Source organism: Bradyrhizobium sp. Kon69, from assembly GCF_055807515.1.
This window is the reverse complement of sequence record NZ_JBVVOS010000017.1, coordinates 95,501-120,240: the sequence shown is the minus strand read 5'-3', so window position 1 is coordinate 120,240 and position 24,740 is coordinate 95,501. Positions and strand designations below refer to the sequence as shown.

At 64.6% G+C, this 24,740-nt stretch carries 23 protein-coding genes and 1 pseudogene; 9 read left to right on the top strand and 15 right to left on the bottom strand.

Annotated features, from left to right (window positions below):
* Positions 1-52: 52 nt before the first annotated feature.
* From rnhA to ispH, 3 genes are read right to left on the bottom strand one after another with little or no spacing between them, the layout of a single operon-like run.
* Positions 53-517, bottom strand: a complete 465-nt coding sequence (gene rnhA / locus AC0L3U_RS22830) for a ribonuclease HI (protein WP_007597503.1) — start codon at positions 515-517, stop codon at positions 53-55.
* The gene (locus AC0L3U_RS22825) at positions 514-1,497 is read right to left on the bottom strand and encodes a homoserine kinase (RefSeq protein WP_473363292.1); all 984 of its coding nucleotides are present in this window, start codon (positions 1,495-1,497) and stop codon (positions 514-516) included. Before AC0L3U_RS22825 ends, rnhA begins: the two co-directional genes overlap by 4 nt.
* Positions 1,498-1,503: 6 nt before the next feature.
* Positions 1,504-2,472, bottom strand: coding sequence for a 4-hydroxy-3-methylbut-2-enyl diphosphate reductase (gene ispH / locus AC0L3U_RS22820; RefSeq protein WP_007597506.1), 969 nt, complete (start codon positions 2,470-2,472; stop codon positions 1,504-1,506).
* Positions 2,473-2,725: 253 nt separating this feature from the next.
* Between ispH and AC0L3U_RS22815 the strand changes: the two genes are divergently transcribed.
* A complete protein-coding gene (locus AC0L3U_RS22815; RefSeq protein WP_007597507.1) occupies positions 2,726-3,421 on the top strand; it encodes a DUF1013 domain-containing protein in 696 nt (231 codons plus the stop codon).
* A 188-nt stretch (positions 3,422-3,609) separates the two neighbouring features.
* Here the strand turns inward: AC0L3U_RS22815 and AC0L3U_RS22810 are convergent, their stop codons facing one another.
* From AC0L3U_RS22810 to AC0L3U_RS22795, 4 genes are all read right to left on the bottom strand, one after another.
* Complete coding sequence (locus AC0L3U_RS22810) at positions 3,610-3,870, bottom strand: hypothetical protein (protein ID WP_007597509.1); 261 nt, start codon at positions 3,868-3,870, stop codon at positions 3,610-3,612.
* A 112-nt stretch (positions 3,871-3,982) separates the two neighbouring features.
* Entirely contained in the window at positions 3,983-5,917 is a 1,935-nt protein-coding gene (locus AC0L3U_RS22805; RefSeq protein ID WP_473363291.1) for a propionyl-CoA synthetase, read from the bottom strand.
* A 145-nt stretch (positions 5,918-6,062) separates the two neighbouring features.
* Positions 6,063-7,448: a tetratricopeptide repeat protein gene (locus tag AC0L3U_RS22800; protein ID WP_473363290.1), complete on the bottom strand. Its 1,386-nt coding sequence runs from the start codon at positions 7,446-7,448 to the stop codon at positions 6,063-6,065.
* A gap of 146 nt (positions 7,449-7,594) precedes the next feature.
* Positions 7,595-8,353, bottom strand: a complete 759-nt coding sequence (locus AC0L3U_RS22795) for a tetratricopeptide repeat protein (protein ID WP_473363289.1) — start codon at positions 8,351-8,353, stop codon at positions 7,595-7,597.
* Positions 8,354-8,461: 108 nt separating this feature from the next.
* On the opposite strand from AC0L3U_RS22795, the gene AC0L3U_RS22790 reads away from it, so the two are divergent.
* On the top strand, positions 8,462-10,039 hold the full coding sequence (locus tag AC0L3U_RS22790; protein WP_473363288.1) for a cation:proton antiporter: 1,578 nt from the start codon (positions 8,462-8,464) through the stop codon (positions 10,037-10,039).
* Positions 10,040-10,116: 77 nt separating this feature from the next.
* Positions 10,117-10,887 (top strand): hypothetical protein, encoded by a 771-nt coding sequence (locus AC0L3U_RS22785; RefSeq protein ID WP_473363287.1) that lies wholly within the window; start codon positions 10,117-10,119, stop codon positions 10,885-10,887.
* A gap of 130 nt (positions 10,888-11,017) precedes the next feature.
* Here AC0L3U_RS22785 and AC0L3U_RS22780 read toward each other — a convergent pair whose 3' ends face one another.
* From AC0L3U_RS22780 to AC0L3U_RS22760, 5 genes are all read right to left on the bottom strand, one after another.
* Positions 11,018-11,824, bottom strand: coding sequence for an SDR family NAD(P)-dependent oxidoreductase (locus AC0L3U_RS22780; protein WP_473363286.1), 807 nt, complete (start codon positions 11,822-11,824; stop codon positions 11,018-11,020).
* An 88-nt stretch (positions 11,825-11,912) separates the two neighbouring features.
* Positions 11,913-12,326 carry a DUF1850 domain-containing protein gene (locus tag AC0L3U_RS22775; protein ID WP_473363285.1) on the bottom strand — a complete coding sequence of 138 codons (414 nt, stop codon included), beginning with the start codon at positions 12,324-12,326 and terminating at the stop codon, positions 11,913-11,915.
* Entirely contained in the window at positions 12,287-14,395 is a 2,109-nt protein-coding gene (locus AC0L3U_RS22770) for a TRAP transporter permease (RefSeq protein ID WP_473363284.1), read from the bottom strand. The genes AC0L3U_RS22775 and AC0L3U_RS22770 overlap by 40 nt, the downstream gene beginning before the upstream one ends.
* 160 nt (positions 14,396-14,555) lie before the next feature.
* On the bottom strand, positions 14,556-15,503 hold the full coding sequence (locus AC0L3U_RS22765) for a TAXI family TRAP transporter solute-binding subunit (RefSeq protein WP_473363283.1): 948 nt from the start codon (positions 15,501-15,503) through the stop codon (positions 14,556-14,558).
* Positions 15,504-15,665: 162 nt separating this feature from the next.
* Positions 15,666-16,145 (bottom strand): hypothetical protein, encoded by a 480-nt coding sequence (locus AC0L3U_RS22760; protein ID WP_456767472.1) that lies wholly within the window; start codon positions 16,143-16,145, stop codon positions 15,666-15,668.
* Positions 16,146-16,340: 195 nt separating this feature from the next.
* Between AC0L3U_RS22760 and AC0L3U_RS22755 the strand changes: the two genes are divergently transcribed.
* Positions 16,341-16,643, top strand: coding sequence for a hypothetical protein (locus tag AC0L3U_RS22755; protein WP_219682443.1), 303 nt, complete (start codon positions 16,341-16,343; stop codon positions 16,641-16,643).
* Positions 16,644-16,806: 163 nt separating this feature from the next.
* Here the strand turns inward: AC0L3U_RS22755 and AC0L3U_RS22750 are convergent, their stop codons facing one another.
* Both AC0L3U_RS22750 and AC0L3U_RS22745 read right to left on the bottom strand, forming a co-directional pair.
* The gene (locus tag AC0L3U_RS22750; RefSeq protein WP_473363282.1) at positions 16,807-18,021 is read right to left on the bottom strand and encodes a hypothetical protein; all 1,215 of its coding nucleotides are present in this window, start codon (positions 18,019-18,021) and stop codon (positions 16,807-16,809) included.
* Positions 18,022-18,091: 70 nt separating this feature from the next.
* Complete coding sequence (locus AC0L3U_RS22745) at positions 18,092-18,721, bottom strand: NUDIX hydrolase (RefSeq protein ID WP_473363343.1); 630 nt, start codon at positions 18,719-18,721, stop codon at positions 18,092-18,094.
* A 64-nt stretch (positions 18,722-18,785) separates the two neighbouring features.
* Between AC0L3U_RS22745 and AC0L3U_RS22740 the strand changes: the two genes are divergently transcribed.
* The 4 genes from AC0L3U_RS22740 to AC0L3U_RS22725 all read left to right on the top strand — a co-directional run bounded on the left by AC0L3U_RS22740 (position 18,786) and on the right by AC0L3U_RS22725 (position 22,617).
* Positions 18,786-19,211, top strand: a complete 426-nt coding sequence (locus AC0L3U_RS22740; RefSeq protein WP_473363281.1) for a PaaI family thioesterase — start codon at positions 18,786-18,788, stop codon at positions 19,209-19,211.
* Between the two features lie 280 nt (positions 19,212-19,491).
* Positions 19,492-20,502 carry an aldo/keto reductase gene (locus AC0L3U_RS22735; RefSeq protein ID WP_473363280.1) on the top strand — a complete coding sequence of 337 codons (1,011 nt, stop codon included), beginning with the start codon at positions 19,492-19,494 and terminating at the stop codon, positions 20,500-20,502.
* A gap of 13 nt (positions 20,503-20,515) precedes the next feature.
* A complete protein-coding gene (locus AC0L3U_RS22730; RefSeq protein WP_473363279.1) occupies positions 20,516-21,829 on the top strand; it encodes a tetratricopeptide repeat protein in 1,314 nt (437 codons plus the stop codon).
* Positions 21,830-22,026: 197 nt separating this feature from the next.
* Positions 22,027-22,617 (top strand): hypothetical protein, encoded by a 591-nt coding sequence (locus AC0L3U_RS22725; protein WP_473363278.1) that lies wholly within the window; start codon positions 22,027-22,029, stop codon positions 22,615-22,617.
* Between the two features lie 9 nt (positions 22,618-22,626).
* Here AC0L3U_RS22725 and AC0L3U_RS22720 read toward each other — a convergent pair.
* Positions 22,627-24,184: pseudogene (locus tag AC0L3U_RS22720) on the bottom strand (oleate hydratase).
* A gap of 198 nt (positions 24,185-24,382) precedes the next feature.
* On the opposite strand from AC0L3U_RS22720, the gene AC0L3U_RS22715 reads away from it, so the two are divergent.
* A complete protein-coding gene (locus AC0L3U_RS22715; RefSeq protein ID WP_473363277.1) occupies positions 24,383-24,730 on the top strand; it encodes a DUF3088 domain-containing protein in 348 nt (115 codons plus the stop codon).
* Positions 24,731-24,740 lie beyond the last annotated feature (10 nt).

The following is a 24,740-nucleotide window of genomic DNA, read 5'->3' as shown; positions in this document are numbered from 1 at the left end:
GCGGCAAGGCGTGGATGGCCGGGTCAAGCCCGGCCATGACGAACGGAGAGACCTACTCCGCCACCCGCGCCTGCAACCGCGCCTTCACAATCCCGTCCCTCGCGAGCTGATCGGCGCGTTCGTTCTCGGGATGCCCTGCATGGCCCTTGACCCAGTGCCAGCGCACGTCATGGGCCTTCAGCGCAGCATCGAGGCGCTGCCATAGTTCGACATTCTTCACCGGCTTCTTGTCGGCGGTGCGCCAGCCGTTGCGCTTCCAGCCGTGGATCCAGCCGGTGATGCCCTGACGGACATATTGGCTGTCGGTATAGAGATCGACGGTGCACGGCTTCTTCAGCGCTTCCAACGCGGAGATCGCCGCCATCAATTCCATCTGGTTGTTGGTGGTGTGGCGCTCACCACCGTTCAGTTCTTTTTCCTTGTCGCCGAACTTCAGGATCGCGCCCCAGCCGCCGGGCCCCGGATTTCCCGAGCAGGCGCCGTCGGTGTAGATCGTGACAATCGGAAGCTCGCTCACGCCACCAGCCCCGACGGCAACAGCCCATAGTCGCGCACGCTGGAAACGCTCTGGTGGAAGCGCAGCTTGCGGACATATTCCAACGGATCCTTCGGCCTGACCAGCGCGCCGGGCGGAACGTTGAGCCAGTCGACCAGCCGCGTCAGCAGGAAGCGCATCGCGGCGCCGCGCGCGAGCAGCGGCAGCGCGGCCTCTTCCGCCTCGGACAGCTTTCGCACGCGGCCATAGGCATTGAGGAAGGCCCGCGCCTTGGTAACGTTGAAGGAATGATCCGGCTCGAAGCACCAGGCGTTGAGGCAGATCGCGACATCATAGGCAAGCCAGTCATTGCAGGCGAAAGTGAAATCGATGATCCCCGATAGCTTGTCGCCCAGGAAGAAGACGTTGTCGTTGAAGAGGTCGGCGTGGATCACGCCTTCGGGCAGCTGCGTCGGCCAGACCCCGCTCTCGAGGTAGTCGAGCTCGTGGCTCAGGAAGGCGCGCAGGCCGGGCTGCACCTCGTCGGCCCGCTGTGACGCCGCATCGAACAGCGGCCGCCAGCCCGGGACCGACAGCGCGTTCGCACGCCTGATCGCGAAATTCGCACCGGCCAGATGCATCCTGGCGAGCCCCTCGCCGACGCCGGCGCAATGGGCCGCGCTCGGCTTGCGCGGCCAGACGCCCTCGAGAAAGGTGATGATCGCGGCCGGCCGGCCTGACAGCTCGCGCAAGGTCTCGCCGTCCGTTCCCTTCACCGGCAGCGGGCAGTTGACGCCGTGTTCGGCCAGATGCGTCATCAGCGCGAGGAAGAACGGCAGATCGTTCTTCGCCACGCGCTTCTCATAGAGCGTGAGGATGAACGACCCCTTGGTCGTATGCAGCAGGAAGTTGGAATTTTCGACGCCCTCGGCGATGCCCTTGTAGGAGAGCAACTCGCCGAGATCGTATTGGTTGAGAAAGTCCGCAAGCTCGTCGGCGGCAACGTCGGTGTAGACCGCCATGAAGGTCTACTCGGCGGCGGCTTCGGGGCGCACCTGGCGCGGCAGCGGGAAGAACTCGTTCTCTTCCGCGGCCGAGACCGTCTCCACATGCAACGTGAAGCGCTCGGCGAACGCGTCCATGATCTCCTCGACGATCACTTCCGGTGCCGAGGCGCCCGCGGTGATGCCGAGGCTGGTGATGTTCTCGAACCGCTTCCAGTCGATTTCGGTGGCGCGCTGCGCCAGCACGGCGATCGGGCAGCCCTCGCGTTCGGCGACCTCGCGCAGGCGCTGCGAGTTCGACGAGTTCGGCGCACCGACCACGATCAGGGCATCGACCACCGGCGCCACCTTCTTCACCGCGAGCTGGCGGTTGGTGGTGGCGTAGCAGATGTCTTCCTTGTGCGGCCCGTTGATGTTCGGGAAGCGTTCCTTCAGGAGCGCCACGATCTCCGCGGTGTCGTCGATCGACAGCGTGGTCTGGGTCACGAAGGCGAGGTTGTTGGGGTCCTTCGGGGCGATGGTCTTCGCGTCCTCTGCGGTCTCGATCAGGGTCACGGCGCCGGTCGGGAGCTGGCCGAGCGTGCCCACCACCTCCGGATGATGGGAATGGCCGATCAGGAAGATCTCGCGGCCGCGCTTGAAATGGATCGCGGCCTCGCGGTGCACCTTGGTGACCAACGGGCAGGTCGCATCCAGCGAGAACAAATTGCGGGACGTGGCGTCGGCCGGAACCGATTTCGGCACGCCATGGGCCGAGAACACCACCGGCGCGGTGGTGTTTTCCGGGATCTCGGCGAGTTCCTCGACGAAGATCGCGCCCTTCTTCTTCAACCCATCGACGACGTACTTATTGTGCACAATCTCGTGGCGAACATAGACGGGGGCACCGTATTTATCGAGCGCCCGTTCCACGGTGTCGATCGCCCGGACCACCCCGGCGCAGAAGCCACGGGGAGAACAAAGCACGATCTTGAGGTCTGGTTTGGCTGACATTGAGCGATCTCGGGACCGAATCACCTCGCCAAATGGGCGGGAAGCGGTCGATGAATGAATAGGGCTTGGGTACGGTCTTACAGGGACTTGAGAGGGAATTGGGCCCCCTTTCGGGCGCTGTCAAGGCACTATCTATAGCAGAACCATTGCGTGGCTACCCCCTCCGGGCTTATATAGCCCGAATTCCCAGTCATCGCTGATGACCACCGGTTTCGCCTCCAAAGGGGTGGGCGAAGCACAAAGGAGATTTGCCATGAGCAACGCACCTCTGATGCCCAAGGCGACCGCCGTCTGGCTGCTCGACAACACCGCGCTGACCTTCGATCAGGTCGCCGATTTCACCAAAATGCACCCCCTCGAGGTGCGCGCGATCGCCGATGGCGACGCCGCCCAGGGCATCAAAGGCATGGATCCCCTCTCCAATGGGCAGCTGACCCGCGAGGAGATCGAGAAGGGCGAGAACAACCCGGACTACCGGCTCCGCCTCCAGGAGAGCAAGGTGGTGCTGCCGCCGCAGCCCAAGCGCAAGGGCCCGCGTTACACCCCGGTCTCGCGCCGCCACGAGCGCCCGAGCGCCATCCTCTGGCTGCTGCGCAACCATCCCGAGCTCAAGGATGCCCAGATCATGCGCCTGGTCGGCACGACCAAGAGCACGATCGCCAGTGTCCGCGATCGCACCCACTGGAACACATCCCAGCTGACGCCGATTGATCCCGTCACCCTGGGCCTCTGCTCGCAGATCGAGCTCGATTTCGAGGTCGCGCGCGCGGCCAAGGAAAAGCCGATCGACGCAGCCTATGGCGGTGCCACCCTGCTGCCGGCTTCAGAAACCACCAAGAAGGACGAGTACGAACCCGCGGAGAGGTCCAGCGACGATCTCAACGTCGATGCCGTGTTCGCCAAGCTGAAGACGCTCGGCGGCAAGAAGCAGGACCAGGAGGAGGAGTAATCCTTCGCCTTCAGTCGTCATCGAATGCAAGCGCGGCGGGGAAACCCGCCGCTTTTTTTTGGGTGACGCAAGAAGCTTCAGCAACCGCGTCATTGCGAGCGCAGCGAAAAGCAATCCAGATTGTCTCGACGGAGAGATCCTGGATTGCTTCGCTGCGCTCGCAATGACGGATAAGTGGAAAGCAGCCTCTACGGCCGGTCCGGATGGTTCAGCATGTATTCGCCGAGGTCGCGCTGGCGTCGGTCGGCGCGGGTGGTCGCGGCGCTGCGCTGGACGTCGCGGTCCTTGCGGCAGGCCACGTATTCCGGGGAACCAGCCGCATAACCGCGGCTCTGGCAGACCGCGTCGTCATCGTCGCCGCCCATTGCCACCGGCGTCTGGTAGCGCGCCGAGCAGGCGGAGAGAATGAGGCCCGCAAATGCAATCGCTAGAAACGGCTTCGAATTCATGGCAGGCCCTTCATGCTCATGGTGAGGAGCCCGCGCAGACGCGCGCCAAGCGCGCTCCTCAGGATGAGGATTGAGCGGAAAAATGCGGCCTATTCAAGCCCCATTGCAAACCTCACACCCGCCCCTTCAGCGCATCGCCGATCTCGTCGAGCACCTTGGGGTCCTCAATCGTCGCCGGCATGGTCCAGGCTTCACCATCCGCGATCTTCTTGATGGTGCCGCGCAAGATCTTTCCGGAGCGCGTCTTGGGCAGGCGGCCGACGGTGATGGCGAGCTTGAACGCGGCAACGGGACCGAGCTTGTCGCGCACCAGCGCGATGATCTCCTTCTCGATCTCGGCGGGGGCCCGCTTCACACCCGCCTTGAGCACCAGGAAGCCGCAGGGTACCTCGCCCTTGATCGCGTCCTTGACGCCGAGCACAGCGCATTCGGCGACATCGGGATGCGAAGCCAGGATCTCCTCCATGCCGCCGGTTGAGAGCCGATGGCCGGCGACGTTGATGATGTCGTCGGTGCGGCCCATGACGAAGACATAGCCGTTGTCGTCCTTGTAGCCGGCGTCCGACGTTTTGTAGTAGCCGGGGAATTCGGTGAGATAGGCTTCCTTGAAACGATCGTCCTGATTCCACAGCGTCGGCAGGCAGCCCGGCGGCATCGGCAGCTTGATGACGATCGAACCCATGGTGTTCGGGCCGACCGGCTTTGCCGCTTCGTCGACCACGTCGACCTGATAGCCCGGCATCGGCACCGTCGGCGAGCCGTGCTTCACCGGCAGCTGGCCTAAGCCGACCGGATTGCCGGCGATGCACCAGCCGGTTTCGGTCTGCCACCAATGGTCGATGACAGGCACTTTCAACTGCTGCTCCGCCCATTCCACCGTCGGCGGATCCGCGCGCTCGCCGGCCAGGAACAGCGTACGGAAGGTCGAGAGGTCGTATTGCCGGATGAATTTTCCTTCCGGATCTTCTTTCCTGATCGCGCGGAACGCGGTCGGCGCAGTGAAGAAAGCGACGGCCTTGTGCTCGCTGATCACGCGCCAGAATGCGCCGGCATCGGGCGTGCCGACCGGCTTGCCCTCATACATGATCGAGGTCGCGCCGTGCAGCAGCGGGCCGTAGACGATGTAGCTGTGGCCGACCACCCAGCCGATGTCGGAGCCGCACCACCAGACCTCGCCCGGCTTGACGCCATAAAGGTTGAACATGGACCATTTCACCGCGACGAGATGGCCGCCATTGTCGCGCACGACGCCCTTGGGAATGCCGGTCGTGCCTGACGTATAGAGGATGTAGAGCGGATCGGTGGCGGCGACGGGCACGCAAGGCGCCTGCTTGCGGTCGTTCATCGCCTTGCGGCGCAGGCCCGCCCAATCATAGTCGCGGCCGGGCGTGAGGGCGCAGACGAGCTGCGGACGTTGCAGCACGATGCAGGCCTTCGGCTTTGCGGCCGCAAGCCTGATCGCCTCGTCGAGCAGCGGCTTGTACTGCACGATCCGGCCGGGCTCGATGCCGCAGCTCGCCGACAGGATCAACTTTGGCTGCGCATCGTCGATGCGGGTGGCGAGCTCTTTCGCGGCAAAGCCGCCGAACACCACGGAGTGCACCGCGCCAATGCGCGCGCAGGCGAGCATCGCGACGACGGCCTCCGGGACCATCGGCATATAGAGGATGACGCGATCGCCCTTGGCGACACCAAAATCCTGCATGATGGCGGCGAGCGCCTGCACTTCGGCCAGCAGTTCGGCGTAGGTGAATTTGGTGACGCTATTTGTCAGCGGCGAATCATGAATCAGCGCGATCTGGTCGGCGCGGCCGCGTTCGACGTGGCGGTCGAGCGCGTTGTAGCAGGTGTTGACGACGCCACCGCTGAACCAACGGCCGTAGACGCCCTGCGAGGGATCGAAGATCTTTTTCGGTGGCTCGATCCAGTCGATCTCCTTGGCCGCCTCGGCCCAAAAGCCCTCAGGGTCGGCCAGCGAGCGCGCATAAGCCTCGTGATAGAGGCTCCTTCCGTCGACGTTTCCTTGGACGTTTCCTCGGACGTTCATTCCCGCGCTCCCGTTCCCTTTTATTCGCCTGGCCTTGACCTTGTGGCAGGACTAACGTCCCGCCATGACAGGGATCAAGTACCGGCCATGTTTGAGGGGTATTTTCCCGGGAACGGGCCGCGGTTCAAGCTGAAAAGAACAACGCTCAGCTGTCCATCGCATTCAGCCGCTGCAGCCGGTCCTGCATGACCTTCCTGAGATCATAGCCCGGGCGGCCGAAGCTCGTATTGCGGGTGGCGAGGAAGTCGCGTTGGGTGCGACGGAGGTCGCCGGCCGAGCGGGACCCGGCCGATTTCAGCACCCGCTCGTAGGTCTCGGCGATCTGGCGGTCGAGCACGCCCAGCTGCGGATCGGCACAGATCACCTTCTCGACCTCGCGCTTCGCGGTGGCACAATCGAACGACGGGCCATTGCCGGAATTCGCAGCGAGCGGCCGCAACGGCTCGCCGCCGAATTTCGCGATCTCCGCGATCATGGCGCGGCGGCCGGCGGCGGCGTTGTCATTGCCGGGATCGAGCCGCAGCGCGGTCTCGTAGTCGGCCAGCGCCTTCCTGCGTTCGCCCATCTTCTTGTGGAGCACGGCGCGGTTATTGTAGGTCTGCGCGAAATTCGGATCCAGTTTCAGCGCGGCCTCGTAATCGCTCAGCGCCGCGCCAAGCTCGCCCTTGAGGTGGTAGGAGTCGCCCCGGTTGGTGAAGAAGTTCGGCCGCGGTGCCAGCCGGAGCGCCTGATCGTAATCGGCAATCGCCTTGTCGTACTCGCCCATGGCTGCCAGCGACAGCCCGCGATTGTCGTAATATTCGGGCACCTTCGGATCGAGCCTGATCGCCTCGCCGTCGTCGGCAACCGCCTTATCGAGCTGGCCGAGCTTCTTGTAGGCGGCGCCACGATTGGTGTAGCTGCGCGGCCGGTTCGGATCGAGGCGCAACGCCTCGCTGAGATCGCGGATCGCCTTCTCGTTGTCGCCGCCGAGATAATAGGTCACGCCGCGGTCTGACCAGGCCTGTGCATTGTCAGGCTTCAGCTTGATCGCCTGGTCGTAATCGGCAAGCGCGCGGTCGAGCCGGCGCTGGTTGGTGTAGACGACGCCGCGCAGCTCGTAAGATTCCGAATCCTGCGGATCGAGCTCGATGGCCTTGCTGAGGTCCGCCGCGGCGCGGTTGAGATCGCCGCCGGCCTCGCGGAGGAGATCGCCGCGCAGACGCCAGGCCTTTGCGTTCTTGGCATCGAGCGCAATGGCGCGGTCGATATCTCGCAGCGCCTGCGTGAGGTCGCCCGAGGTCCGCGCATTGGCGTCAGCGCGCACCAGCAACGCCGCGGCGCGATCGGAGGATGGAATTGAGGTCTGGTCAATGGTGACGCTGCAGACCGGGATCAGCTCAGCCGGAGCGGCCTTGCTCCCCATCACGCAATCGACGCCGGCCGAGGCAGGGGCGACGAGACCGACGCTCATTGCCGCGCTGAGCAGGAGCGAGCGAAACGAGATTTTTGCAAACGAGAGCATTTGCGCGGAAGGATGCGTGCCGCACATGGCATAGGGCTCCGGGACATCAGGCTTTCACCATTGTCGCGGCGGGGAAGCGATGGGTTCAAAATTGAGCCAGTCAGGGGCGCACCAGCGCCCTTCTCACGAGAAGTCGTCGCGCCCGGGCTTGAGGTTGCGGAGGCCCCAAAGCTTCAATACCCGTCCACCCCGTTGAGCCGCTGCAGCCGCTCCTGCATTGCCTTCTTCAAATCGTACCCCGGCCGGCCGAACCCGGCGTTGCGGCGGGCGATGAAATCGTCCTGCTCGCGCTGAAGCGCCTTCGCTTCGCCTGCATTGCGGGCTTCGCGCAACACGCGCGCGTTGGCGGCAAAGACCTCACGGTCGAGATCAGCGAGCTCGCGGTTGGCGCAGATCGCCTTCTCGACGGGACGGCGCGCACCCTTGCAAATGAAGCTGGGCTTGCCCGCGACCGCCATCTGCGCGCCGATCCGCTCGATCTCGCGCGCCATTGCCTTGTGATTGGCCTTGGCCTTCTCGTGGTTCGGATCAATCTTCAATGCCGCGCCGAAATCCTGCACCGCCTTGGGCTTGTCGCCCTTCCTCAGCCAGAGCTCGCCCCGCGCGTTGAAGATATCGGCGAGACCGGAATCGAGCTCCAGGGCGCGGCTGTCGTCGGCGATCGCGCGGTCGACCTGATCATGCCGGGCAAACAGCGCGCCGCGCGCGATCAGCGCCTTGATCAGGTCGGCCTTCGCCGTCTTCTCGTTGTCGATCACGGCGGCGCAGGCCGTGACGGCCTTGTCAATGTCGTCGGCTGCGGCAGCCGCGAGGCACGGCGCGATGTCGACCTGCGGGACCGCGGCCGGTTCGCCGCCGGTCGCGGCATGAGCCACGACGAACGACAGCGCGAAGAGCACCGCGGCGCCGGACCATTGAATGAGAAAACGCATGCTCGTCACAGTCGGAAAGTCTTGGGTTTCAATCTTGAGTTAAGGTCAGGGTTGAGGTCTTGCCTTGGGGCTGCACTATCCATCATACGGCCGGATTGGTGCTAGCTTGTGGCGCCGCTCAAATCGGTTTCGGGGATCAACGTGTCGACATTCGAATGGATCATCGTGCTTCTGCTCGGCGCCGTTGGATTATCGGCGCTGGCGCGGCGGATCAAGGTCCCCTATCCGACCTTTCTCGCGATCGGGGGTGCACTGATCGCCTTTGTGCCGTCGAGCCCGTCCTGGACGCTGGAGCCCGACCTGGCACTGACTCTTTTTGTCGCACCGGTCCTGCTCGATGCCGCCTTCGACACCTCGTTGCGCGATCTCCGCAACAATTGGGTTCCGGTCTCCACTCTGGTCGTCGCCGCCGTCGGCCTGACCACGGCCGCTGTGGCGTACGTTGCGCACCGGCTGATGCCTGACATGCCCTGGGCCGCCGCGGTTGCGCTCGGCGCCATCGTGGCCCCGCCGGACGCGGCCGCCGCGGTCGCGATCCTGAGCCAGGTCAAGCTGCCTCACCGCATGGTCAAGGTCCTTGAGGGCGAGAGCCTGCTCAACGACGCGACCGCGCTCCTGATCTATCGCATCGCGGTCGGAGCGATCGCCACCGAGCATCTGGCATGGAGCCAGGTCGCGCCGACCATGGCGCTGGCCCTGGTCGGCAGCGTCGTCGCGGGCCTGGTCGCAGGCCGCATCATTCCGCTGTTCATGGAACGCGTGAAGGAGGCGCCGAGCGCGATCATCGTGCAGTTCGCCACCACCTTCATGGTCTGGATCGCCGCCGAGCATCTCGGTCTCTCCGGCATCCTCACCATCGTGGTCTACGCCATCACCATCGCGCGCACGGCGGGGGCACGCATGCCGGCGCGGCTGCGAGTACCTTCCTATGCGGTGTGGGAGACCATGGTGTTCGTGCTCAACGTGCTCGCCTTCATGCTGATCGGCATGCAGATGCGGCCGATCTGGACGCGCCTCAATGCGGACGTGCGCTGGGACTATTGCGTGGCGGCCGCCTGGATCCTGCTCACCGTGGTCCTGGTGCGTCTCGCCTGGATCACGTTCTACCGCACGACGCTGCGCACGCTGGTGGCGCACGGCATCTATCACCCCAAGGATCCGAAGCAGGTCGCCTCGGCCAAGGGCGGCCTCATCATCTCCTGGTGCGGCATGCGCGGCTTGGTCACGCTCGCCACCGCCTTTGCCCTGCCGGAGAGCTTTCCGCATCGTGACTTCATCGTCTTCTCGGCGTTTGCCGTCGTGCTCGGCACGCTGGTCGTTCAGGGGCTGACCCTGCGGCCGCTGATCCTGGCGTTCGGCCTCAAGGACGACGATCCCGTCGGCATCGAGGTCGCGCGCGCCCGCGCCGTCGCCTATCGCGCGGCGCTCGACGCGATCGAGGACGATCCGTCGGAGGAAGCGGAAATCCTGCGGCTGGAATATCGCGCCATCCTGATGCAGGCCGACGACGATCCCCATGGCGGCATCACCAACGGCGAACTGCCCGCCGACCCGCTGCGCCGCCGTGGCATCGCGGCCGCGCGAAAGTCGATCTTCGACCTCCGCGCCAGGGAAGTGATCGGCGACGATGCGTTCCATCGGATCGAGGAAGAGCTCGATCGCGCGGAATTGAGCGCGGGGGGTTAAATCCCCATCCCCGACAAGTGCCCTGCACAGGTGGCTAGGGGCTTGAACCAAACGCCGCCTCCCCAGACTCATCCCTCATGACGACCCTGATCGACGACCGTCGTGTGCGCGCGCGAGATGCGTCGCCCACACGATATTTCTATCTCCACATGGCACTGGCCTGCGCAGCCACCGCTTTTCTCGGCTTCGCACCGACCTATTTTGTGCCGCTCGCCAACCGGACACTGTCCGCAAGCCCCGTCATTCATTTCCATGGTCTGTTGTTCTTCACCTGGTCTCTCTATTTCGTGATCCAGACCTGGCTCGCCGCCTCAGGCCGCGTGGTCAATCACCGTGCGCTCGGCATCGCCGGCGTTTCGCTCGCGACCGCGATGACGATCTTCGGCTTCCTCGCCTCCGTACATGTGATGCAGCATTCCGCGGCGCTCGGACAGAAAGAGGCCGGCATCGCCTTCGCGATCGTGCCGATGAGTGGGATCGCGTTCTTCGCTGGAGTATTCGTGCTCGCGATCATGAACACGCGAAAGCCGGAGATTCACAAACGCCTGATGCTGCTCGCCGCGGTCTCCATCCTCGATGCGGCGATCGCGCGCTGGTTTCTCACTTTCCTCGCGCCTCCGGGACCGCCCGGGCCGCCGCCGGTGCCCGTCACCATCGCGCCTGCAGTGGTCGCTTCGTTGCTGCTCGTCGTCGCCATGGTACGCGACTGGCGCACCGAAGGCCGGGTGCACACGGTCTACATCACCGGCACGCTCGCGATGCTGGCGGTGAAGATCTTGAACTGGCCGGTCAGCGAGACCGCGGCGTGGCATTCGTTTGCCGGCGGGATTCTGGCGCTGGCGCAATAATGTCGTCCTGGCGAAAGCCAGGACCCATTCCCCCGAATGCGATTGTTGAAGAAGCTGGAGCCGGCAGTCTTCGCCAAACGGAGCGTTGTGGTAATGGGCCCTGGCTTACGCCAGGGCGACGAGCAAGGAGCTACGCCCCCGCCTTGCACGTGATCCCGCCGTCCACCACGAGCTCGATCCCCGTCACATATTTCGCCTCGTCCGAGGCCAGGAACAACGCGGCGTTGGCGACGTCGAAGGCGTCGCCCATGTGGCCCATCGGCACTTGCGCATCGCGCGCGCGCCACATCGCTTCGACGTCGCCCTTGGCGTAACTGGCGGCGAGACCTGCGGAATGCTCCACCATCGGCGTCTTCATCAGGCCGGGCAGGATCGCGTTGACGCGGACATGGTGGCGCGCAAACTCGATCGCGGTGGTGCGGGTCATCTGGTTCATCGCCGCTTTCGAAGTGCCGTAAGTGACGTAGGAGATACCCATGTGGCGGATCGAGGCGATCGAGGAGATGTTGATGATGGAGCCGCCGCCCTGTTTCACCATCACGGGAATGACGTGCTTCATGGCGAAATAGGCGCTCTTGAGATTGACGCTGAAGACCCGGTCCCAGCTCTCCTCGGTCACTTCGACGACGCTGCCCATCTCGGCGATGCCGACATTGTTGTCGAGCACGTCGATGCGGCCGTAGGCCTTCAGGCACGCCGCGACCATCGCCTCGACCTCGCGCGCACGCGAGACGTCGGCCGTGAACGCGCTCGCCTTGCCGCCTTCGTCCGTGATGATCTTCGCGGTCTCCTCGGCGGCTGCGCCGTTGCGATCGACGCAAAACACCTGCGCGCCCTCGCGTGCAAAGGTGACCGCGGTGGCCTTGCCGTTGCCCCAACCCGGTCCGATCGAGCCGGCGCCCACCACCATCGCAACCTTGCCCTTGAGCCGACTCATCGCGTGTCTCCCGTGTTTTTCTTGTAGCCCGGATGAGCGTAGCGATATCCGGGGCCGCCGCTCCCGGATGTCGCTTCGCTCATCCGGGCTACGGATCGTCGCAGACCTTCATCGTGGTGACGTTAGCACCAATGGGATGACCGACAATCTCGGACAACGTCCGGCACTTGCCGTCATGGCATAGCCGCCATTCGCCAGCCGCGCCCGAATTGCCCAGCACCACCTCCGGCATCGGCGCCCGCGCGGGCCTCCATTGAAACCAGCCGTCGACCAGCCGCGCCTCGGGCGGCGGCTCCATGCCGGGGCCGGTGCCCTTGACGCGTGCCTGCGTCAGTTCGAGCCCGGCGGGGGTCACGCGCCAGTCTTCCTGCCAGTCGACCTTCGCAATCGAATGCGTCCACACCAGCGTGAACGCGGACAGCGCCAGCGCCTTCACGCCTGAGGCTGTGACGAAGCAGAGGCTCACACCGCCTCGACCGGCGCCGGCGGCCGCCGACGCCACTGCCAGAGCACGATGGCCGCAGCGAGCAGGAAGCCCGCGGTGTCGCTGAACGGGAAGTCGCCGAGCAGGCAGAGCGCGGCGCCGAGCGCGACCAGACGTTCGAGGAACGTCAGCCGCGTGAACAAAAAGCCGATCGCGACCATGCCGAACAGCGCGATCGCCACCAGCGCCTTGAGAGTCGCCAGCGCCACCGCGCCGTAGAAGCCGAGCTTGGCGGCTATGGGATCGCCGGCCTGCAGCATCAGCGCCGGCGAATAGACGAAGATGAAGGGGATAACGTAGCCGGCGAGCGCGATGCGCATCGCCTCCCAGCCGATCTTGTCCGGATTCTCCTTCGCGATCGGTGCCGCGGCCAGCGCCGCCAGCGCCACCGGCGGCGAGAGGTCGGCCATGATGCCGTAATAGAACGCGAACATGTGGCTCGCGATCAGGGGCACGCCGAGTTTCGCCAGCGCGGGCGCCGCGAGCGCTGCCGTGATGATGTAGGTCGGGATGGTCGGGATGCCGGTGCCGAGCAGGATCGACAGCAGCATGGTCATGATCAGCGCCAGGAACAGGCTCTTCTCGCCGAGGCCGATCACCCAGCCGCCGAAGATGGTGCCGACGCCGGTCTGCGACATCATGCCGATGATGACGCCGACGATGGCGCAGGCCATGCCGACGGTGATGGCGGATTTCGCGCTTTCAGCCAGCGCATCGCGGCAGGCGCGCAAGGCGGAAAAGCCGCCACGCACGAACGCAGTGATCACGATCAGCGCGACGACGACGCAGGCGACCGGCACGATCTGAAGGCCGTCGCGGGAGAGCGCGGCAACGACGAGCGCGAGCCCGATCCAGAAGACATAGCGGATCGCCATCGAAGACGCGCCTGTCGTGATGGCGGTGCCGAGAATCAGCCCCACTGTGAGCGCGAGGCCCATGCTGCCGGCATAGAGTGGCGTAAAGCCTTCGAACAGCATGTAGACGAGGGCTGCGAGCGGCAGCACCAGGTACCAACCCTTCACCAGCGCCTTCCAGGCACTCGGGGTCTCCGACTTCTTCATCCCGGTGAGCCCGTGCTTGCCGGCTTCCAGATGCACCATCCAGAAGGCGGAGGCGAAATAGAGCATCGCGGGAATTGCGGCCGCTTTCACGACCTCCGAGTACTGGACGCCGAGCGTCTCCGCCATGATGAAGGCAACCGCGCCCATCACCGGCGGCATGATCTGTCCGCCCATCGAGGCTGTGGCCTCGACGCCGGCCGCGAACGCGCGGCGATAGCCGAACCTGATCATCAGCGGAATCGTGAACTGGCCGACGGTGACGACATTGGCGACGCCGGAGCCGGAGATCGTGCCCATCATGCCCGAGGCGAACACCGCGACCTTGGCCGGGCCGCCGCGAGTCCTGCCGAATAATCCAAGGGAAACGTCGGTGAAGAGCTGGATCATGCCGGCGCGCTCCAGGAACGAGCCGAACAGGATGAACAGGAAGATGTAGGTCGCCGAGACGTAGATCGGCACGCCGTAAAAACCTTCGGTGCCGAACGACAGATGCGTGACGATCTGGTCGAAATCATAGCCGCGATGGTTGAGCGGTGACGGCAGATACTGGCCGAAGAACCAGTAGACGAGACAGGCGCCGCACATCAGCGGGAGCGCCGCGCCCATCAGCCGCCGCGTGCCCTCGAAGATCAGGACGGCGAGCAGCGTGCCGACCACCAGATCGAGGCGTGTCGGATCGCCGTCACGTGCGATCAGATCCGCATAGAAGATCCATTGATAGAGCCCGCACAGAAAGCCGGCGCCGCCGATCAGCCAGCCGATCGCGCGGCCGAAATCGCTTTTGGCGGTGAAGTTGCCGATCAGACCGAAGGTGAGGAGAATAAGGAAGCCGACATGGACGCCGCGCACCACCTGGCTCGGCAGATAGTTGAAGGCCGCGACATAAAGCTGGAAGGTCGCGAAGGCGATGCCGATCCAGTAGGCGAGCGTGCCCCACCAGCCCGGGCCAAAACCTTCCGGAAAACCGTGCTCGAAATTATCGAACTCGACCTTGATGGGCGCTTCGCTGCCCTCTGCCTGCAACATCGATATGTCCCCAACCGTCCAGCGCTTATAGCATTGGCGCCGCGTATTCAGATCGTCATGCCCGGGCTTGTCCCGGGCATCCACGATCTTTCTGGCCTGGCCTTAGAACGTGGATGGCCGGGACAAGCCCGGCCATGACGCCCGATAGTGACGGCCGACCTTACTTGATCAGCCCTTTTTCCTTGTAATAGCGGATCGCGCCGGGGTGCAACGGAACCGGGCTGCCGCTGGCGGCCGTCTCGAGCTTGATCTCCTTGCCGGCCGCATGCGCGTTGGCGAGCTCGGGCAGCGACTCGTAGACCAGTTTTGTCATCTGGTAGGCGAGATCGTCCGACACCGCCGAGCTGGTGACGAGATAGTTGATCACGGCCGCGGACGGTACGTCCTTGTCCTGCCCTGTGTAGGTGTTGGCGGGAATGGTCGCCGCGACAAAGGGCAGGCCGATCTTGTCGACGGTCTCCTTCGGCACCGACACCACCGTGATCGGGCTCGAGGTCGACAGATCCTTCAGCGAGGCCACGCCGAGGCCGGCCGATTGCAAGGTCGCGCCGAGCTGGCGGTTCTTCATGAGATCGACGGATTCGGCAAACGGCAGATACTCGACCTTGCCGAGATCCTTGTAGCTCATGCCGGCCGCCGCCAGGATCGCACGCGAATTGAGCTCCGTGCCCGATTTCGGCGCGCCGACCGACAGGCTCTTGCCCTTGAGGTCCGCCAGCGTCTTGATGCCGCTCTCGGCGGTCGCGACGATCTGGATGTAGTTCGGATAGATCGCGCCGATGGTCCTGAGCTTGTCGAGCTTGGACTTGAAGCCCGCCTCCTCGTCACCGTCCCAGGCCGCTTTCAGCGAGTCGCCCAGCGTGAACGCGATCTCGCCGCGCCCTTGTTGGAGCAGGATCAGATTCTCGACTGACGCCTTGGTGGCCTGCACCTGCGTCTTCACGTTCGGAATCTTGTCACCGTAGATCTTCCCGATCGCGACCCCGAGCGGATAGTAGACGCCGGAGGTGCCGCCGGTCAGCACGTTGATGAAGGATTGCGCCTGCGCGCAAGGTGCCGACGCCGCCAGCGCAAGAGCCGCGGCCACGCCGAAAATCGTCCGTTTCATGATCTTTTCACTCCCCAAACCGGCCGGGAAGTTGGCCGGATGAGGGGTGCGGGTCAACCCATCCAAAAGTCAAAACAGGACTGCGGTAAATGGCTGTCCTGGCTCGATTTTTGGGGAACCCGCGGGTGCGGCGAGGTGGCGCAGCCAGGTCGGGTCAGCCCCTCACTGGAAGGTCATATCCAGGCATTTGGAGATGTCGGAGCCGAGGCCGGAGGAGATGATGATGCAGCCGCGGACTTTCTGCGCACCGACGTCGGCGGCCCAGACCGAGTAGCCGCCGGGGCCGAAGAACGAATTGGTGTTCGGCGGCTCGGTCTCGGTGGCGTCGAAATCGTAATGGCCGTCGGTCTCGAAGATGCGCGGCTTCTTGGTGCAGGCGCCGTCGGTCTGGACGTTGATGACTTCCTTGTTGTCGCGGGTCAGCGCCAGCGAGACCTGGCAGCGGAAATATTCCGAGGTCTTGGTGTTGAAGAGGTAGGTGTATGACTTGCAGGTCGCGGTGTTCAGCTTGCCCGGGGCCAGACCGCGGCTGCACGAAATCCGCTGGTTGTGGCTGAGCTGGTAATCATCGGCCCGGGCGGCCGGCGCGAGCGCCGTCAGCAACAGGCCGGCGGCCCAGCAAGCTTTCATGACGAGGTTCATTCGAATCATCCCCTACCCAATGTTTTTGTCGAATTGCGTTCTAGACGGAAAGCGGAACATAGTCGCGCGGGGACGAAGGGAAAATCACAAACTGCTCGGCAAGACGTGATGCGCTGCGGCGCTTTCGCAAATTGACCCGGAAGCAGCGTTCGTGATTTGTTCAAGCCGGGGCGCCTCGATGGGGAGGATAGGGTGATGGCATTTTCGACAAGGATTTTTCTGGTGACGGCCGTGCTCGGCGCGTTCGCTGCGCCCGCATTGGCGCAGACCGCTGCGACACCTTGGGAGCTCAAGCCCGACACCGGCTACGCCTATGACAAGGACGGCAAGACCTTTTCCTACAAGATGGGCACCAGCAATGCCGGCGAACTTCTGAAGGGCGCCAAGAAGGTGCCGAAAGGCACGCTGTTCTTCATCGGCCACAACGGCCAACTCTACATGCGCAGCGGCCCGTATCTGGAAGGCGACGGCAAGTTCAAGTTCGGGTCGGATCAGTAAGGCGAGGTCGCGGCACGCTCCCTCGCCCCGCTCTTGCGGGGAGAGGGCTGGGGTGAGGGGCTGCCTCCGCGCATGAGATTGTAAAGAGACCTGTACCCCCTCACCCGGATTGCTTCGCAATCCGACCTCTCCCCGCAAGCGGGGCGAGGTGAAGAGACATCGTCTAAAACGCCCCCGCGAGCTCCCGCGCGCCGGCATTGTTGCTGTTGCTGTCCATCCTCGTGTCCGTCACCGCCAACAGCTTCGCCACCGTGTTGTGGCGGATCGCGACCGGGTTGCGCTCGTAGCCGCCGCGCTGGAAGAAGTTCGAGGTCGGCACCTGCTCGCGCATCGTCTGCGGCATCGTCACCATGTCGAGGCCGGTGCCGTCGCCGGTGAGGTTCATCATCTCCAGCTCGGCCGCACTGAGCGGGCGGCTATAGCCCTTGGCGCGCGCGAACAGCACCGAGGTGAGCAGCTTGTGGGTCTGCAGCATCGGCCCGATATCGATGTCGAGCACCATGGCATGCATGGCCCAGCCCTGCGCGGTGTTGCCGATCTTCTCGTGCTCCGACCAGGTGTCGGGCACCGATTTGGCATGCGCCACCATTTTCTTGAGCACAGTGAGCTTGTGCTCGAGCGACTGGCGCGCCGGGCCCGAGGTCCGCGCCACCTTGTCAGAAAGCGCGCGGATGAATTCATGGCCTTGCTCGGCCAGCAGCTCGACGCTGTTGGTCGTCAGCAGCTGGTTGTAGCCCATCGCGGTCGAAATGGCGCGCTTGCCGCCATGCTCGATTCCCGCCTGCACGTCGTAGCTTCCGGTGCCGCCGGTCTCGAACGCATAGACCCGCACCGCCTGCTCGCGCGTCAACCCCGAGGCCAGCGCGTAGCGTGCATAGACGCGCTTGAATTCGACTTCGTTGGCCGGCCGCTGCGGCGTGAACTGGTAGAGTTCCTGCGCCGCGCGCAGCAGATCGGCGACCACGGGGATCGGCTTTCTCGTCGGGCGGTCCGGGGTTTCCTCCGGCTCCGGATTCACCGGCCGTTTCGGCCCGTTATAGAGCGGCGGATGCTCCAGCACGTAATCGTCGAGCGTGATCTGCTGACCGCTGCGCCGCTTCGCGTTGCGGCCTTTCCGCTTCTCGGAGATCTGGCTCCAATAGGCGCCGGCTTCCTCGTCGAACGCAGCACGCGCCGCCTGATATTCCTGCAGCTTGCGGCGATATTCCAGCACGGCGGGCGACGCGCCGCCTTGCGCGAAAAACTGCGACAACAACTGGGCTTTGGCATTGCGGACGGCCGGCGGCAGCGCGTCGGATTCGCCGCCGCGCGCGGCGGGCGCGAGCAGGACGAGCGCGAGTGGAACCAGTCTCACCGCTTTTCGAATCGATTGATGCATGCTGCCCTGTTAGCAGGCATCCGGTAACCGTCACGTTAACACGTCGTTTACCTCGTTTTCGCGCCTCGCGTCACTTCCAGGCGAATACCGGCTGTTCCAGCTCGGTGACGCGGGTGTGCCGCCCCGCCAGCACTTCGCGGAACTGGTAGATCAGGGCCGCCGTCGGTGCGTGGATCAAGCTCGATCGATGGTGGAAGCGGATCACGCGGCGCGTGCTCTCGGGGATTGCGACGAAATCGAAGGCGTCGGCGCGCTCGACCGTCGCGAGCGCGATGCGATGGACGGAGGCGACCTCGTCCGGGTTTGGTTTGATCGCGGCACTATCGGCGGCCCAGACCACGACCGGCGTAATCAGATAGCCGGAGCGGGTCGGATAATCATCGAGCGTGCCGAGCACTTCCGCGCCTGTGAGGTGGAGGCCAAGCTCCTCGTCGAGCTCGCGCAGTGCCGCCTCGACCGGCGTCTCGCCGGCATCGCAGCGTCCGCCGGGCAGAGCCCATTGACCGCGATGGGCGCGCAAATGAGATGCGCGCAGTGTGAGCAGCAACGCCGTGTCATCGCTCTCGCTGGCCGCAGTCAGCGCAATTGCCACCGCGGCACGCTTCAACACCGCCGGCGCCTCGTCCTCCGGCAGCCGCGTGAAGGCCGCGCAGGCAGCCGCGATATTCCGCCGTGTGGCATCATCGAACGGTCTCATGATGCTTGACTACACCACGTCCGGCCCCGATGAAATGAGATCGCACGACCGTTCGGGAATGGACGACATGACCAATAAGACAGCCGCAAGGCTGAAAGCAGACGGCTGGACCATTCTGGAGACCACGGGCTTCATGCATCTGATCGGCCCGCTGTGGGAGCGCAAGGTCGAGAGCCAATACGAATTCGCACTCGCGACCGAGGACAAGCACCACAATCGCCGCGGCATGGTTCAGGGCGGCGTGATGATGACGTTCGCGGACCGCACCTGCGGCATGACCGCCCGCTACGTCTCCGGCAAGGAGTTCATGGCGACGGTGCAGCTCGACACCCATTTCGTCGAAGCCGGACAGATCGGCGACATCCTGATCTCCCGCCCGCGCGTGGTGCGCTCGACGCGCAGCCTGATCTTCATGAGCACCGAGGTGACGGTGGACGGCCGCTGCGTGGTGATGGCCAATGGTGTGTTCAAGATCTTGAAGGGGCCGGGGTAGGCTCCACGCCCAACGCTGTCATTCCTCGCGAAGGCGGGGAATCCAGTACGCCGCGGCTTCTCCGCTCATCACTAACCTCTCGGCGTACTGGATCGCCCGGTCAAGCCGGGCGATGACAGCTGAGAGCGTAGGAAGCATCTTCCCCAACCTTGTCATTGCGAGCGCGGCGAAGCAATCCAGACTGCCGCCGCGGACGCATTTCTGGATTGCTTCGCTGCGCTCGCAATGACGGAGTGAGACGGCTATGCTGTCGCCCGAAAAAGCAGCAAGGACGCGACCCATGCAATATCGCCAACTCGGCCGCAGCGGCCTCAAAGTGTCGCCGATCTGTTTGGGCACCATGATGTTCGGCGGGCCGACCGATGAAGCCTCATCGAAGCGGATCATCGCGAAGGCGCACGAGGCCGGGGTCAATTTCATCGACACCGCCGATGCCTATTCGAAGGGCGCATCCGAAGAGGTCGTGGGACGCGCGATCGGCAACAACCGTCACGCCTGGGTGCTGGCGACGAAACTCGCGAACCCCATGGGCGAGGATCCCAACCGTGTCGGCCTGTCGCGACGCTGGGTATTGCAGGCTGCGGATGAGAGCCTGAAGCGGCTCGGCACCGACCACATCGACATCTATTATCTGCACAAGGAAGACCATTCGACGCCGCTGGAGGAGACGGTGCGCGCGATGGGCGACCTGATCCGCGCCGGCAAGGTGCGCTATTTCGGCGTCTCGAACTATCGCGCCTGGCGCGTCGCCGAGATCTGCAACATTTGCGACCGGCTCGGCATCGACCGGCCCGCGGTGAGTCAGCCCTATTACAACGCCATGAATCGCATGCCCGAAGTCGAGCACTTCCCGGCCTGCTCCTATTACGGCCTCGGCATCGTGCCCTATAGCCCGCTCGCGCGCGGCGTGCTGACCGGCAAATACAAGCCCGACGCGGCTCCCGACAAGGAGACGCGCGCAGGCCGCAACGACACGCGCATGATGCAGACCGAATGGCGGCCGGAATCGCTCCAGCTGGCGCAGGAGATCAAGACCCACGCCGAGAAAAAGGGCATCACCGCCGGCCAGTTCGCGGTCGCCTGGGTGCTGAACTCCGCCTTTGTCTCCTCGATCGTTGCCGGTCCGCGCACCGAGGAGCAATGGGACGGCTACACCGGCGCGCTCGACTATCGCTTCACTGCCGAGGACGAGGCGCTGATCGACAGACTGGTCGTGCCGGGTCATCCCTCGACGCCGGGCTACAACGACCCGGCCTATCCGATCGAAGGACGCCGCGCGCGGACGACCTGAGCCGGAGACAGGAATGGCCCTCGAAGATCGCTACGGCCTGCCGCTCTCCACCTCTTCGCCCGAGGCGGCATCCGCTTATCGCGAAGGCGTCGACCTCATGCTCGCGGGCTGGACCGGCACGGCGGAAACGCTGGAGCGCGCGATTGCGCTCGATCCGGATTTTGCGCTGGCCCATATCGCCCGCGCCCGCCTGCATGGCTTCTATCAGCAAGGCGATCTGGCACGGCAGAAGGCAGCACTCGCGCGCGAGCTCGTGGCGAAACGCGGCACGGAACGCGAGCGTTCGCATGTCGAGACGCTGGCGCTCGCAATCCAGGGCCGGCTGCCCGAGGCGATCGCGGCGACGATGAAGCACGTCGAGGCGTGGCCGCGCGATGCACTGGCGCTGTCGCTGCCGCTCGGCGCCTTCGGCCTGTTCGCGTTCTCCGGCATGGCCGATCACGGCCGCGCGCGGCAGGAGCTGTGCGAACGCGTCGCGCATCACTATGGCGAGGATTGGTGGTTCCTCACCATGTACGGCTGGGCGATGACCGAGAACGGCAATGTCAGTCGCGGCCGCGGCGTCACCGAGCGCGGTTTCGAGCTGCGCCGGCAGAATGCCCATGCCGCGCACGCCGTGCTGCATGCGATGTTCGAGGACGGCTCGATCGAAGCGGCCGACCGGTTCGTCGACGACTGGATGCCCTGTTACGACCGCGCCGGGATCTTGCACGGCCACATCCGTTGGCATCAGGCGCTCGGCGCGCTGGAGCATGGCGATGCCGCACGAGCGCTCGCGATCTATGCCGATGTGCTGCAGCCAAACGCCACACAGGCGCCGCCGCTCAATCTCGTCACCGACGGTGCGTCACTGCTCTGGCGCCTGTCGGCTTACGGCCACGCCGTGCCGAGCGCGCTCTGGCTCGAAGCGGACGCCGCCGCGCAAAAACTGTTTCCGAAATCGAGCCTGCCCTTTGCCGATATCCACATGGCACTGTTGGCGGCAGCGACGCAAAATCGCGAGGCGCTCGCCGCGCGTCTTGCCGTGATCGAGCAGCGGCTCGCCGATGGCAAGCTACCGGCCGGTCCCGTGGTGCCGGCGGTCTGCCGCGCACTGGCGGCCTTTGCCAACGAGGACTACGCGGCATGCGTGCAAACGCTCACGCCGATTCTCAGTGAGGTCGTGCGTCTCGGCGGCAGCCACGCCCAGCGCGAGTTGATCGAGGACACTTTTGTCGTTGCCCTGATGCGCAGCGGCGACCTGCCCCGCGCCCGCACCCTGCTCGATGCCCGCCTGCACCGCCGTCCCTCCTTGCGCGATAGGCGCTGGCAGGCGGCAATGGGGTAGCCCTGCCACGAAAAAAACACCGGCCGGGCGGCAAGTGCCGGCCGGGAATGGGTTGGGCGATCTGGGCGAATCGCCGTTGGGGTGGCGCGGTGGTATTTCAGACGGACTTGGCTGAGCAAACGGGATCGCAACCAATTTGCCGTTCGCTGGTTGTCGGACGGAACTTTCCCGTGGTTCCCTGGCATGTGAGCCTCCCGATGCGCCTCTGCCGACCCATCCTCGCTGTCGCCCTCGTCCCCACCTTCGCCCTCTTGGCAAGCCCTTGTTTTGCCGAGTCTTCCGCGCCGATTCCCGTCAACAATCCACCCGGGCAGCAGACCGCGTTTATCGACTTGCTGGCGCTGATGTCCGGCCACTGCAAGACGTTGAAAGTCGCCGGGCGCACCTTCGCCTGCAAGACGGTCGCCTACGCCCATGGCGACAGAGGCCGGGTCAACTTCACCGTCGCGGTCGACGATCCTGCCGACGAGAATCACGTCGTGTCGTTCTCCGGCGAGAACGGCAAGCGCGCCGACGACAATTCCTACGAGCTGCCGATCGACCGCATGCTGCTCAATTCCAAGGACCGCCCCAAGGTCGACGGCCTGCCGGTGCCGGCCGAGCAGACCTCCAGCGGCCTCTGCCGCCAGACCGGCAATTTCGCCGCCAAGAAGGTGACTGACGTCACCTGCTCCGCCACCGACAGCGAAGGCCGCCGCTACGAACTGCTGTTCGTCTCCGACGGCACACCCGTAAGCGTGCGTCGTATCAGGCAGTCGGCGCCGTCGATCCAGGATCCGTTCAAATAGCTCCATCCGTCACGTGAACGCCTTTTCCAGCGTCGCGAAGATCACCGCGAGCGATTTGTCGTGCCGCGTCACCGGGGGCACCGGGCGATCGATCTTCATCAGCTGATAGACCGCCATTTGCGCCGCGCGCACCGAATATTCGACGGTGAACACGACGTCATCGGGGATTTCGACGAACTGGCTGACGAAGGCGAGATTGACGGAATTCCTGGGCACCGGCAGCGGCCGGTCGGTGGCGGTGCGCGGCATGAACATGCTGGTGATGTAAGGCATGCGACAGGGAATGCAGATCGCATCCCCGAAGACGCCAGGGTCGAAGTTCAGGTGACCGCAAAGCTCCCTCAGGATGTCGGCGCCGCCGCAATCGGACATCGGCTTGGCCACGAAATTGCCGACGCGGTCGGGATGCAGCGCATAGCCCCAGAACACCTGCACGTTGTTCGGCTGTCCGGCGAAATGCGGTTGATGATACAGCACCACCGACATCAGCCAGTTGGAGTCCCTGAACGTGACGAGGCCGCCGGTGCCGGCCTTATTGCCGGAGAACGCCTCCATCTTGTCGAAGAAGCGCGGATCGCGGCAGGTGACAGTGAAGGACAGCCAATAGGATTCCGGGATCGACGCGTTGAACGCGGACGGCTTGCCGAATTCGGGACGTCCGTTCGCGATTTTCTCCCACAGCGTCCAACCCCGGCTGTCGGACTTGGTCAGGCGCGGAGCCGGCTCGGTCATCGAGCCCAGGCTCGAGGCGTCGGTCATCGAGCCGTTCTGAAAGAACACGAGATCGCCGTCCTCGAGCTGGGCATTGGCGGTGCGGCCGTCGCGGTCGAGTACGAGCTGGCGCACCCGCAAGCGTCCGTCCTCGCTCTCGATCGCCATGTCGGTGACGGCGGTGCCGCGCACGAACTGCACGCCCTGCCCCTTGAGCCAGTCGGCAAGCGGCCGCACGATCGCGTCATACTGGTTGTAGACGGTGCGCTTGACGCCGGCGAGCGTCTCGATGCGCGGGAACGTTCATGAAGCGATGCAGATAGCGCTTCAGCTCGACCGCGCTGTGCCAGGGCTGAAAGGCGAAAGTGGTCTGCCACATGTACCAGAAATTGGATTCGAAGAATTTGGGCGACAGCCGGTCGGTGATGCGGCTGTTGCCGAGCGTCTCCTCCGAGGCCTCCGTGAGCCGCAGCAACTCGAGCCGGTCGCGCCCGGAAAATCCCATATGCGAGACATCGAGCTTGAAGCGGTTGCGATCGACCAGCCGCGCTCGCGAATGCGCAGGGTTCTCGGTGTTGAACGCGACGGTTTCCTCGCGCACGCTGAGGCCGGGACGTTCGAGCGAGGGAATGCTCGACAGCAGGTCCCAGGTGCATTCGTAGTGATCGGTCGTGAGCATGCGTCCGCCGCGCAGCGAATAAGCCCCGTTCGCGAGCAGCGCGCCGTCGAGGCTGCCTCCGACCAGCGGCTGCGCCTCGTAGATCACGATGTCCCGCCCCGGCAGCTGCGCGTCACGAACCAGGAACGCCGCGCCCGCGAGCGATCCCACGCCGCCACCGATGAAATACGCCTTCATGTCTTGCCTCGATCTGCAATTCGAATTGTCGCGGCGACATTGCATGGCGAGACCCTGGCCGGAGTTGCGCTGGATCAAGCGCAACGCGCATGAGGATCACGTTGACTTGAGCGATTGACTGATCCGCCCCGACATGGCGTCCTTTCGCGACATCATCGAATCATGTCTTGACATTGCGGCCGTACCTCGGAGCGACCCATGACGCGCGATCGCCTGTTTCTGCTGCGACCTGGTTTCGAGGACCCGGCCTTTCCTGGACGCCGTTTCTATTGCTGGCATTGCGCGCTGATCGAGGGCTTGCTGGTCTCGTTTCCGCAGCTCGCCGACAAGCTCGATGTCGAGCGCATCGCGTGGCCACGCCCGCGGCACGCGGTGATCGCGCTGGCCGGCGAGGAGAACCAGTCGTTGCCGCTGCTCGTGCTGGCGGTTGGAGCGACCTCGCCGCACCAGACCGGCCGCCATCAGGGCCGTGCGTTCATTGCCGACAAGGACGCCATCCTGGCCGCCCTCTCCGAACGCCACGGCTTTCCCGATCCGCATCCGTGAGGGGGAGAGC

Bases quoted from the DNA above. Each gene is read 5' to 3' on its own strand.
- AC0L3U_RS22780 (WP_473363286.1), bottom strand. From the start codon at position 11,824: ATGAGTCGGCTCAAGGGCAAGGTTGCGATGGTGGTGGGCGCCGGCTCG.
- AC0L3U_RS22805 (WP_473363291.1), bottom strand. From the start codon at position 5,917: ATGAACGTCCGAGGAAACGTCCAAGGAAACGTCGACGGAAGGAGCCTC.
- AC0L3U_RS22810 (WP_007597509.1), bottom strand. From the start codon at position 3,870: ATGAATTCGAAGCCGTTTCTAGCGATTGCATTTGCGGGCCTCATTCTC.
- AC0L3U_RS22725 (WP_473363278.1), top strand. From the start codon at position 22,027: ATGCGCCTCTGCCGACCCATCCTCGCTGTCGCCCTCGTCCCCACCTTC.
- AC0L3U_RS22755 (WP_219682443.1), top strand. From the start codon at position 16,341: ATGGCATTTTCGACAAGGATTTTTCTGGTGACGGCCGTGCTCGGCGCG.
- AC0L3U_RS22785 (WP_473363287.1), top strand. From the start codon at position 10,117: ATGACGACCCTGATCGACGACCGTCGTGTGCGCGCGCGAGATGCGTCG.
- ispH (WP_007597506.1), bottom strand. From the start codon at position 2,472: ATGTCAGCCAAACCAGACCTCAAGATCGTGCTTTGTTCTCCCCGTGGC.
- AC0L3U_RS22760 (WP_456767472.1), bottom strand. From the start codon at position 16,145: ATGAACCTCGTCATGAAAGCTTGCTGGGCCGCCGGCCTGTTGCTGACG.
- AC0L3U_RS22715 (WP_473363277.1), top strand. From the start codon at position 24,383: ATGACGCGCGATCGCCTGTTTCTGCTGCGACCTGGTTTCGAGGACCCG.
- AC0L3U_RS22795 (WP_473363289.1), bottom strand. From the start codon at position 8,353: ATGCGTTTTCTCATTCAATGGTCCGGCGCCGCGGTGCTCTTCGCGCTG.
- AC0L3U_RS22750 (WP_473363282.1), bottom strand. From the start codon at position 18,021: ATGCATCAATCGATTCGAAAAGCGGTGAGACTGGTTCCACTCGCGCTC.
- AC0L3U_RS22770 (WP_473363284.1), bottom strand. From the start codon at position 14,395: ATGTTGCAGGCAGAGGGCAGCGAAGCGCCCATCAAGGTCGAGTTCGAT.
- AC0L3U_RS22730 (WP_473363279.1), top strand. From the start codon at position 20,516: ATGGCCCTCGAAGATCGCTACGGCCTGCCGCTCTCCACCTCTTCGCCC.
- AC0L3U_RS22735 (WP_473363280.1), top strand. From the start codon at position 19,492: ATGCAATATCGCCAACTCGGCCGCAGCGGCCTCAAAGTGTCGCCGATC.
- AC0L3U_RS22765 (WP_473363283.1), bottom strand. From the start codon at position 15,503: ATGAAACGGACGATTTTCGGCGTGGCCGCGGCTCTTGCGCTGGCGGCG.
- AC0L3U_RS22825 (WP_473363292.1), bottom strand. From the start codon at position 1,497: ATGGCGGTCTACACCGACGTTGCCGCCGACGAGCTTGCGGACTTTCTC.
- AC0L3U_RS22815 (WP_007597507.1), top strand. From the start codon at position 2,726: ATGAGCAACGCACCTCTGATGCCCAAGGCGACCGCCGTCTGGCTGCTC.
- AC0L3U_RS22740 (WP_473363281.1), top strand. From the start codon at position 18,786: ATGACCAATAAGACAGCCGCAAGGCTGAAAGCAGACGGCTGGACCATT.
- AC0L3U_RS22800 (WP_473363290.1), bottom strand. From the start codon at position 7,448: ATGTGCGGCACGCATCCTTCCGCGCAAATGCTCTCGTTTGCAAAAATC.